Consider the following 11,897-nt stretch of genomic DNA (forward strand, 5'->3'; position numbering starts at 1 on the left):
AATAGTTTATCGATTTAACGATTGCGCAATTATAGCGTTATCAGTTGTGATCATCTTACGCTGTTAATTAAATCTATATTAATTTTTTACCAAGTGGATGTATGAAATATTGAATGGTCATCCTGAATCTGTCGAACAACCATCCTATAACACCTAATTTACGCATTAATTTCCGCCTCAAATTTTTCTCCGAAGCGATCGGTAGCAACAACCTTTACCTTTTTAACTGATGGTTCAAAATGTGCCATGAACAAGTGATCAGTTGAGCAAGGCTCTACAAACGGCCTTGGATTTGGCAGCTTATCGCCTTTATATAGCTTAACAGCTAAAGGATCATATCCATCCTGCTGCACCAATGCACCCATTGCTTTTCCATCCAGAAAATATTCTACTTTCCATTCAGGATCATAATTCCAAACATTGGCGATTAATCTTTTTTGATTGGTTAAGGTATCTAAATAAATATCAAGCTGCTCTTTCCTATCCCTTCCGGTAGATTTGTAGTACCATTTTAAATTGGTTCCATCTACTTCGTAAACACCGTAGCCACGTGGTGTGCCATCCTCGCAGATCGGGCCTGTCCACCAGCCACCACAAACGGTACCATGGTTATGCTCGTAAATGCCGTTCTTGATTACATTTTTATTAAAATGCGTGTGACCGGACATGATATGCACGTTTTTAAAATCTTTTAGTACAGCATAAAAATCATCATTATTTTTAACTGAATTATGTACCGGAATATGGAGGCAAACGATCAATAACGCATCTTTAGGCACCAGTTGAAGATCCTTAGCCAACCATTCTAATTGCGTTGGGGTGATATAACCATCATAAGTTCTTTCTACCCCCAGGTAACGTACATCATCTAAAACCACATAGTGTGCCTTTCCCCTATTGAAAGAATAGTAAGTTGGCCCATAATGTGCCTGAAAGGTGCGATCGGAAGTATCATCGCCGCCCTGTCTGTAATCCTGATCATGATTTCCTAAAGCCTGAAAAAATGGGATTCCTATTTTAGCTATGGCTTCATCGTATGCACGGAAAAGATCGAAATTATCCCAAACTAAATCACCTACGCCGATGCCATGAACTGGTGTTTTTCCCATACTCTTCACCACGTCTCTTGTATCTGGCACGGAAGTTTCCATCATCTGCGCCACATCTTTTTTATTCTTCACCTGAGGGTCTGCCCAAATGATAAAGTTGTGTTTATTATCGTTCTGTTTTAGCGGCTTAAGGTCGAAGTTTAATTTACCAGCGGTATCTGGTTTGTAATAATGACGTGCGATGCTGCTTTCAGTTTTAAACTCATAACCCGAAGGTGTACTGATCCAAACAAAACGGGCCAGCTCATGAAGTTTAATTTCATAATTGCCATTTTTATCGGTTTGTATCACACTGTAACCATCAGAAATGACTACACCGGCCACGGCTTTGCCTTTACTGGTCACCATTCCGCTTACCAATCCATCAACCGAAAATAAAGATGATGGAAAGGATTTTAAGCTGATGAAAATTGTTGAAGTTAATAAGGTTGATTTTTGTATAAAAGATCTTCTGTTCATGATTTTGAATAATAAGGCTTAAGTTTTGATAATATATAAGAAGGCCAATTTTACTGGCCTTCTTTTTGTTTCTTACTTATCAATTAAGGTTGTTACGCCTCCTGTCTCAATTTCACTGAGCACTGAGGTATTGGTTAAGGTAACACTTATCATTGTTCTGACCGATTCCCACCCGCCTTTAATGCCCTTGTAAACGCCTCCTAACCTGGCAAAACTTGTAGCTGCCGGAAAACCTGCGAAACGTTTAGAGACATCATTAGTTCCTTTTCCATAATATTCCTGTGGAACTTTTCCTGCATAGGTAGCAAATTTGTCTGTGATCGTAATTCTTAATCCATACTCAGGTGGGCCTGCAGTATAAAAACTACCGTTTGCACCGCCATAAAAAATTACATCCAACGGACTAGAATTTGGTGTAACATTAATACCCTCAAATATTGCAATACCAGCAACGTTTCCGCTATTTGCTAACAGGTTACCTGTTGCATTTCCTACACCATCTGCGCCTGGTACTGTAGTGTAATTCACGCTAGAAATCCATTTTGAAGCTGGTATAACTGTTGAAGCAGACCCATTGATGCACTGACCAGCACCACCTACATAGAAAAACTCACCTTTTTTAACTGACCCTGAAGTAAGGTTAAACTTGTAAGTTCTAAGTGCGCCTGTGTTCCATCCAAGCGTAGGAAAAGTAGTGGCCCCAGCATTGTTACTGGTATAAACTGAAAATGGTGTAAGCGCAAAATCAATATCTTTCGTTGCTAAAAACTGAACATATTCATAATTTCCATCGGTTGAATTCGGATCTACAAGAAATCCCGAAATAATTGCAGGAGAAAGCTTAGGCATCGGAACATAAAAAAAGTCTTCAGCAGTTCGCATCCGGTATTCGATCTTTTTTGAAGTTCCCGTGCCGGTTACGTATACTACCCCTGTGAAATTACCTGAAGGTTGAACAGCCGTATTCGCAAAAGTAGCATTGGCACTGGTACGTAATGTTGCAAGACCAAAACCATCATTTAGTATTTTATCTCCTGAATAGATTACGTCACTCGCTGGCTCCGGGTCGTAAACTGCATTGTTAATCGCAACTAAAGTGCTTTCATAACGATCTGGATTGGCTAGAATAGCGCTCGTATTTGCCGCCTGTAATTTAATTTTTCTTCCTGATGCTATTTTGGTTATTGCAGAATTTGTTATACCAGTAATCTGTAAAATTCCATCAACCCTTTTTAATATTCCTCCATCCAGTTTGATATGCAACGAATCTCCTGGAATGTAATCAGAAGCTGATGTTCCAATATTGAATGAAATTCCCCTTAACGAATCTGCTGTGCCGTTAATACGGCTATTTTGTAAAGCAATTAATCCTGTTACCGAATTCCCGGACCTAAAATCAGAAACGACTACACCTCTTATACTTGTAGCACCTCCTATAACGTCAGGATTGAGCGAAAGATCCGATCCTTTATAGTATCTTCTTAAATCAAAGTTAGAAATAAAACCACTTTCTGAAAATTTATAGCGATAGTCGTTTTCCTTTTTGCAGCTTGTGTAAGTAATAACCACAACTGCCAGCAAAAGAAAATATTTTAATTTATTTTTCATTATCAATAGTATTTAAGGTTTTTGCCACCACATCAATGTATTCACATCATCAGGTCCCTGTGCTGTTAATACATTTTTATAATTAGTTGGATTGGTTGATTGGGCAAGTATTGGATAGTATAAACGAACTGGCATTTTCCCACCGTTTAATAAGCTTGATCCTTTTGGAAGCAATGGGTGACCGACTCTTCTGTACTCGAACCATTGCTGAAAGTCTACTAAAAACAAGGCATAATATTTTTGCAAGTGAATTTGTTCCAACTTGCTATCTGAGCCTACTGTTTTATTGTCTAATGGCAATGTATTATTCCAATTGAAGTCACCTCTTAAAGCATAAGCTCTCACTGATGCATCATTACCGTTAGCGTACAAAGCTGGCATCCAATAGTTAATTCCGTCAGCTATTCCTTTATAATAATAATCTTCACCTGTACCATTGATCCAGCCTCTTGCAGCTGCTTCTGCTAAAATAAAATCAACTTCTGCCACATTCATCATCACACCTGTTGAAGCATCTGTTTGCAAACTTGTCGGATTTCCCGATTGAGCATCAGAGTAAAAATAAGCTTGTTTAGCTGGAGCTCCACTACCTATTGGATAAGCACTTGGTATACCAACATATCCTGCTGGTCCCGCGGCTATACTCCACCTGTTTACGCCATTCTTGCCTAATGTTGGATCTATTCTTGGATCACCCCAGGTAGTCAGGTTATTGATAAAAAAGTCTACAATGGCAGATCCACGAAAATCTGCCGGTCTAACATTAACCATAAATGGCGATGAATATACAGCAGTACTACTGTTTGTACCATTCCATAGAATTTTAGCCGTATGGGTATTATCAGTCATGATCGGATACTTGGCTGGATTAGTATCAACGATTTCTTTAATTTTCGCTATGGCCTGTGCACTTGCTTCTGCCTTGCCTGAAATCCGAAGCAATAGCCTTAAATACAATGAATTTCCAAATCTTCGCCATTTACTAATATCTCCATTATAAACCGGGTCGCTGCTGGCTTCAATCTTCTGACCTGCTGCTAAAAGCGTATTGGCTTCTTCCAGTTTATTCAGCAACGACATGTAAATATCTTTTTGTTTATCGAACGCTGGCTCTAATACACCAGCCCTGCCTTGATTTGCTTCCATGTAAGGCACATCTCCGTAGGTATCTGTTAGCAGCTGCATTGTCCATGCTTCGGCAATTCTGGAAATCGCCTGATAGGAAGTGTTAATTGCACCTGGCTTGCTGGCGATGGTATTGATATCCTTTATATTTGTCAATTCAGAATACCAGGAATTCCACATCGCATCAGACAGTTGCCTTCTGATATCATATCTGTAAATTCTACCCTCCAGTACCTCATCCAAAGTAGAAACTGTAACCTGCATGAGTTCATTGTTAATGGATCGGTTACGTATTAAGTTTGCGCCCAACACGTTTGTTAACGTAGGTGCCAGCAATTTATCTGCGGTAACCTCTGGTACACCTATCGGATCTGTATTAATTTTATCGAAATCTTTCTTGCAGGAGAAAAATGAAGTTCCCATCAGCAGTAAGAAAGCATAACCTATACTATATTTAATCTTTTTCATTTTCTTATTAGTTTATACCCACTACTAAACGTGCACCAAAAGTTCTGGTTGATGGCAGTTGCCCTACTTCAAAACCTGTTACGATATCGCTACCCGATAATGTACCAAACTCAGGATCGAAGGCAGGCCACGGCGACCAGGTATACAGGTTACGCCCATACACGCCTATGGTTATCCGGCTCAGGCCCAAACTTGAAACCAGTCTTTTTGAGAATGTATAATTAATATTTGCTTCTCTGAATTTTAGATAATCGGTTCTGAAAGTACTTCCTTCTGCATTAGTAGAACCATACATAGCCTCATAAAATGCACCGATATCAGTTGCAACTGTGGTATTGGGGCTATAAGTAACACCATCAGGATTTAACATTACTCCATCTCCAATTAAACCACCATACCTGCCTGGTAAGGTCAGTTTTAATTTGCCCAGGCCAGCCATTCTTGCAAACGTTAACGAGTGTGCAACAGCACCTAATTGTGCGTCAAATAAAACGTTAGCAGCAAAGCCCTTATAAGTTATACCTGTACCAAAACTAAATCTAAATTTAGGCATTGTATTTCCCAGATATTTTAACTGGGTTTGATCTGGAATGGCTTTACCGGTATTATCGAATATTACCTGTCCATCAGGCGAACGCTTCAATCCGAAACCATACATATCTCCGAGGCTTCCACCAACATTAGCTATGATTTGTGTACCCCCAATTGGGCCTGTACGTAATATTACAGCGCTATCGGCCAATTCTTTAATGGTATTTCTGTTCGCAGAAAACGTTCCGTTAACCGTCCATGTAAATGATCTGCTCTGCAAAGGCGTTGCATTTACCGACATTTCCAAGCCTTTGTTATCTACCCTTCCGGCATTAAATACAGCGATTGAATATCCTGTAGCACGATCAATCGAACGGCTTAATATCTGATTTTTTGTACTTCCGGTGTATGCAGCAAAATCGAAATTTAATCTGCTTTTAAATAATTTTAATTCGGCACCAACCTCAACTGTTGTAGTAGATAGTGGCTTTAAGTTATTATTTGGAAGTATACTTGGGTTTGTCATTGCCCCGCCCGGATAAATTCCGTTCGCAGCAAGCGTATAGTTGTACGCGGTACGATATGGCGTCGTTCCACCACTACCCACTTGGGCAATTGAACCCCGAAGCTTGAAATAGCTGATTTGCGAAGGCAATTGCCAATAATCTGACGCAATGAAAGATAAACTTGCAGATGGATAGAAGAAACCAACATTGTCCGTTCGAAGTGGAGACGCCAAAGTACTGTTCCAATCCTGTCTTCCGGTTAAATCTAAAAATAAATAGTTTTTTAACGATAAAGACATTGTACCGTACAAACTATTGATGTTATACCGTGCAGTATCCGGTACCGAAATCAATGGATTTTGATTGTTTTCCAAGCTATAATCACCAGGAACAACTAATCCATCAGCGCGAAGCTCTGATTTGTAGTATCTGTTTCTCAATTGGCTACCACCTACTGATGCAGAAAGTTTTAAATCCCTTGTTAAATCTTTGTTATACCTTAATAAAAAGTCGGCGTTCACTTCATAAGAGTTGATGTCCTGGACACGATAAGAGCCCTGGGCAAATTTTGCACCTGCAGCATCCCATGGACGCTTGGTTTCGCGGATATCATGATTAAAATCGATAGACGAACGTACCAGTAAACTTAAATCATCAGTAAACTTATAAGTGGCCTGAACATTTCCCAAAATACCATTTCTTCGCTGTCCATTTATATATTGTTCAGAAATTGCATATGGTCCTTCCGGAAAACTCGAAGTTAAGTCTAAAAACTTCTGTTGCTCCTGTCCGGCCACCCAGTAGTTTTTAAACCAATCCAAATTCATATTTGGATGTGCAAACATGAACCAATACATTAAAGACTGGTTGCCATAACCTGTTGTCGGTAAATTATCACTGTGCCTGTTATTATAACTGGCCTTAAAAACAATGTTCAGTTTTTTGGTTACATTACTATTTCCTGAAAAAGCAAGAGAAGTACGTTCCAAATTTGTATTAGGAACTATCCAATCGTTATTACCATGGCTTGCCGTAAAGCGTAAACCTACTTTTCCTGCGTTTCCATCTAAGCTCACAGAGTTTGTTGTTTCAACGCCTGTTTTAAAAAATGCATCTAATGCATTTGGATATGCTACCCATGGTGTACGCGTTGTTCCACCTTTTTGTGTAGTTGGATCATATTGAAAAAACATGCTGGTACCGTCAAACCTAGGTCCGTAAGTCGAACTGGTTGCATGTGTATCTGCACCATCCGCATTTGTTCCAAAACTGTAATAACTCGCACCACTTACACCTGCACCATATTCTTGTTGAATATCTGGTCCTCTGTTAATTTGCTCGAAGGCAGTATTAGAAGTGAAGGTAATATTAAACTTTTTCTTACTGCTACCAGCAGATTTGGTTGTAATTACAATGGCACCATTTGCTCCCCTCTGACCATAAAGCGCTGAAGCTGCAGGTCCCTTTAATACTGTAACATTTTCAATATCGTCAGAATTCAGATCGTTAAGTGCGCTTCCAAAATCCGTTGGCAAAATATCTCCGGATGTTCCATAAACGCCACCTCCGGTTCCGGCAGTACGTTTTGCACTACTACTGGCCACAACTCCATCAATAACAATCAGTGCTTCATTATCTCCTGTTAAATTATTTTCACCACGGAGAATGATTTTATTAGATCCTGCCAAACCACTGTTGCGGACCAGATTTAAGCCTGCTACCTTTCCAGACAATGCATCTGTCCAGTTCGTAGCTACTGCATTCGTAAATGCAGAACTGTCTAAAGTTGTAATGGCATATCCCAATGCCCTTTCCGAACGCTTGATTCCCAAAGCTGTAACAACAACATCATCCAATGAATTATCAGATGATTTAAGTTTCAGTGTTCCGATTTTAGTCAAATTATTATTAACGACAATTACATTCTGTACTTTACCGGTTTGATAGCTAATAAAACTTGCCTCAACCGTGTAGGTGCCTGGTAATACGGGAATCGTAAAATTACCTTCATTATCAGTTTGTGTAACCTTACTTAACTCAACAATTTTAATCGTGGCAGCCGGAATAGGCTCGTTGTTCTCATCAGCAACCCTACCGCTAATCCTCCCTGTATTTGTGTTTTTAGCTGTAATCAGGATATTGCCGGCACCGCCTGCTTTATAGGTAAACTGCGTTCCTTTTAAAAGCAGATCAAGCACTTCATATACAGATCTCATTCCTTTGGAAACATAAACCCTTTTCTGATCATCGAGCTGGTTGTTGTTATAGGCAATATGATTGCCGCTGAGCTTTTCTATAGTTTCAAAAGCCTTTTTTAAGGTTATACCATCCGCTTCGAATAAAATTTTCTTATCGCTTTGTGCATAGGTATATAGTGAGAAAGAGAGCAGATTCAACATCATTATGGCAGTAATCACCATAACTTTTGAGGGATACTGATGGAAATTTTTAATCCATCGGGTATTAATTTTCATATCTTTACTAAGTTTTACTTTGTCAAATGAGTATACAGTTTTCAGGGCTTGAAATGTGTCCAGCATTTCGAGCCATTTTTCGGTTTAGTAATTTTATATCATATCTATCTTTATAGTTTATCGTTAATAAATGATTACTTTATTTTCATAGATTGTATATTTTGAGTCCGATAGCTTAGCAATTACATCCATAATCTGCTTTACCGAACATTTATCAAATTTTGCGGTAAGCTTCACCTCTTTTAAAGCTTCGGTTTTAATTTCAATATCAAGATCATACTCGCGGGCAATTACCTCTGCGATCTCGCTCAGGGATTTATCATAAAAAAAGATTTTGTATTCTCTCCAGCTATCAAAATTAATTGCATTTACCTGCTTTTTTGTTGTCTGTCCATTATATTTATTGATGGTAAGCTGTTCATTTGGTAAGAGGAACTGAACAGGGGCTGTTTTGCCTTTATTCTTAAACAGCACGCCAACTTTACCCGTTTGCACTGTGATGGTGATATCTTTTAAAGATGCATAGGCATTAATATTAAATGAAGTACCCAGAACGGTAGTACTTACTTTCCCGGTATGAACTATAAAAGGTTGTTTGGTGCGGTGCTGCACGTCAAAAAAAGCTTCGCCATCTAAATAAACGATCCGCTTGCTGGTGGTATTAAAATTGAGTGCGTAACGGATTTTACTATCGCCGTTTAAATAGATATTAGAACCATCGGGCATGGTCACTAGCCTTTTCTGTCCACGCGGATTGTAAATTTCGTTGTAAGCAATAACTTCGGTCTTTTTTGGATGAAAATTATTAAAATAAAGCACTGGCAACAAAGCGATCACCATGATTGCGGCAGCTATTGTAAAATACTTTCTAAAATTGATTCTTTTTATAATTGGCGATTGTTCAGCACTATTTTCAATATGTTGTTGAATGGCTAACCAGCTTCTTTGCTGATTAACAGGTTTTTTCAGGGAATAATCTGCTGCTTCAAAGGCCTGTAAGCTTTCCCTGAAAATCTGCTGATTCTGCTGGCTGCTTTCAACCCAAATCAGTAAATCAGTTAAATCTTCACTGCCAATGGTTTTCTTGCTGTAATCTTCTATTAATTTGTAGTAACGTTCGTCCATTTAGTCATGCGGTTCTGGATGTAAGACAGATTAATGGGTGCCGATACGTAGCGAAAAAGATCAAGTTATTGTTAACAAATTGTTAAGCACAAAGAGCATCCTAAATAAACTAATAATGCTGAAGGATTGTTCAGCAAGGAAAAATATTGATGTTTTTGATTTGGAAATGAAAGATCAGTGTTTCATAGATCCTTTTAGCCCCGCCATCTGCTCCATCCCGATTGAAAAAATCGGGATCCGCTCCTGTCGGGTTTAGGTACAATGGCCTGTTATAAAATTAAATCATCCTGATTTCCCGGTGCAAATGAATTTAGGTTTCTGAGCACCTGCCTGGGTTAAATAAACCCGATTGCCGGGAAGAGCTTCCGATTTTTCATCGGAACTCGTACCAAAAGCGGGACTGAAAACTGCCATGAAAAACTGAACCTGCCTTTCCAAAAACTAATGCAAGTAATATTTCGATAAATGATCTTCTCAAGGAAAATGAGAGTTAATTAAATATACTTTCAGGGCAAAGAAGGAAATTGAATTAGATCTCCAATCGGTCAGTTGTGAGCGATCTAAAGTTTTTCACGGCCTGATAGAGTAAGGTTTCTACGGTTCTTACAGAAATTCCCAATAAATCGGCAATAATGTTTTTCTCTAACATATCAATGCGGCTCATTAAAAGCACTTCCCGTTGCCGATCGGGTAACAGGTTAATAAGACTTATAATTTCGGAATAGGATTCCCTGCTGGTAAGCTGTTCGTGGGGATTTAAATAAGTATCCGGGTAATCGAGTGTATCTTCGCGATCGTTGATACTTAAAATATGGAATTTTACACGCTGAATTTCATTAAAGGCTAAATTTTTAGCTGCAGTAAACAGGTATTTTTTGATCGATTTGATCTGAAGCTCGTTTCTTTTGTCCCAAAGCTTCATAAAAAGATCGGCAATAAGCTCTTCTGCTTTGTTGTAATCTTTAATATAAATAGAGGTAAATTTGCATAAAGCAGGGTAATACCTGTTAAAAAGTGTTTCCAGTGCAAGGCTGTCTTGGTTTACCAATAATGACATTAAGTCTTCATCACTTTTGCTCAAATATGCATCCTTCATCTTGCCAGCAAAAGTAGCTCAGCAACATTACGGTAATGTTAAGGAAACTTTGCCTTTAAGTTACCTATGTATTAATTGTGTTGGATTTATAGCTAAAAAGATGCTTTTTATACAAGCTATTCAATGAAAAATTACGCTCAAGAATAATCAATCCTACAACCGGGAATATTAAAAGTTCGATGATATTAAAGCTATAGAAGAAATAACCGAATACCAGTATCAACCTGAAACATTCGAGGTAATAAATCCACTTGCGCTGCTCTAACAGGGCGCCTATATTGATCAGGGTAACGAGGACAAAAATCAATATGGCAACTTTATGGACTACAGTTAACGATTCATAAAACATGGTTGTACCTGTAAGCATCGCTACCACCATAATTAGCTGGATATTCAGATAAATTTTAAACCTGGGTTTAGGTTTCGCCTCATGTTGTAATTTATTTTGATAATCATGTTGTAATTTATTTTGATAATAACGTTCTTCTAAAATCGGCCTGATATTCTGGTCCATTAAAGCCGGACTTCCGAAAACAGCATCCCATTTAGCCTTGAATCCATTTGCACGCCTGTAGGCCTCTCCTATTTCTAAATAATAATGAAAATGCTGCCACAGGAAACTATAACTTTTAATGGGATGTGTTAAGCCATATTTAGGTGTCTCTTCTTCCGCCTGGAAAGTGCCGAATAATTTGTCCCAGAAAACAAAAACATCTCCGTAGTTTTTATCCAGATATTTTTCGTCAGAAGCATGGTGAACTCCATGCAGCGAAGGCGTAATCAATATATTTTCGAGCCATCCCAATTTGCCTATCAATTGCGTATGCGTAAAAAAAGAATAAGCACCGTGGGCCAAAAGAATGCTAATAATCATGTTGGGGTGAAAACCTAGCAATGGTAAGGCACACCAGAAAACATTACGAAAAATGGCCTGAATAGTGGTAATCCGCGCTGCTGCAGATAAATTAAACTCTTCGCTTTGGTGGTGCACAATGTGTGCTGCCCATAAAAAATTAATCTCATGTCCAAGCCTGTGGTACCAGTACCAAACAAAATCAGTAGCAAGCAACAGCAAAATCCACACATACCACTTCGTAGAAATATCGAAAATGGCATAGTGGGCATACAGCCAATCGTAAACCTGATAAAAACTTGCAGCAATAAATAAATTCAATAACCGCTCTGCAATACCTACACTAAAATTTGCAACTGTACTCTCGTATTTAAAAATTTTCGCTTTCTTTTGATGCTGGGCGATTTTAAATTCAATAAATACAAAAATAAAAAATGCCGGAATAGCAAATGCAAGGTAGTTTACCGTCATAACGATTTAGATCTTTTTTAAGTTTAACGGAACAAACTTAATTATATTCTATTAAATACATAGATTTTATAG

7 protein-coding genes are annotated in these 11,897 nt (G+C 38.5%); all 7 read right to left on the reverse strand.

What is annotated here, in order from left to right:
• Positions 1-158: 158 nt before the first annotated feature.
• Complete coding sequence (locus tag IM793_RS09710; protein WP_193420829.1) at positions 159-1,568, reverse strand: calcineurin-like phosphoesterase family protein; 1,410 nt, start codon at positions 1,566-1,568, stop codon at positions 159-161.
• Between the two features lie 72 nt (positions 1,569-1,640).
• Positions 1,641-3,176 carry a DUF5689 domain-containing protein gene (locus IM793_RS09715; protein WP_193420831.1) on the reverse strand — a complete coding sequence of 512 codons (1,536 nt, stop codon included), beginning with the start codon at positions 3,174-3,176 and terminating at the stop codon, positions 1,641-1,643.
• 12 nt (positions 3,177-3,188) lie between these two features.
• Positions 3,189-4,769 carry a SusD/RagB family nutrient-binding outer membrane lipoprotein gene (locus tag IM793_RS09720; RefSeq protein WP_193420833.1) on the reverse strand — a complete coding sequence of 527 codons (1,581 nt, stop codon included), beginning with the start codon at positions 4,767-4,769 and terminating at the stop codon, positions 3,189-3,191.
• Positions 4,770-4,776: 7 nt separating this feature from the next.
• The gene (locus IM793_RS09725; protein ID WP_227256197.1) at positions 4,777-8,280 is read right to left on the reverse strand and encodes a SusC/RagA family TonB-linked outer membrane protein; all 3,504 of its coding nucleotides are present in this window, start codon (positions 8,278-8,280) and stop codon (positions 4,777-4,779) included.
• A gap of 123 nt (positions 8,281-8,403) precedes the next feature.
• Positions 8,404-9,405 carry a FecR family protein gene (locus tag IM793_RS09730; RefSeq protein ID WP_193420835.1) on the reverse strand — a complete coding sequence of 334 codons (1,002 nt, stop codon included), beginning with the start codon at positions 9,403-9,405 and terminating at the stop codon, positions 8,404-8,406.
• A gap of 529 nt (positions 9,406-9,934) precedes the next feature.
• A complete protein-coding gene (locus tag IM793_RS09735) occupies positions 9,935-10,501 on the reverse strand; it encodes an RNA polymerase sigma factor (RefSeq protein ID WP_121284912.1) in 567 nt (188 codons plus the stop codon).
• 64 nt (positions 10,502-10,565) lie between these two features.
• Entirely contained in the window at positions 10,566-11,825 is a 1,260-nt protein-coding gene (locus IM793_RS09740) for a sterol desaturase family protein (protein WP_193420837.1), read from the reverse strand.
• Positions 11,826-11,897: the final 72 nt, after the last annotated feature.

Source organism: Pedobacter sp. MR2016-19 (assembly GCF_014947265.1).
Classification (GTDB): Bacteria; Bacteroidota; Bacteroidia; order Sphingobacteriales; family Sphingobacteriaceae; genus Pedobacter.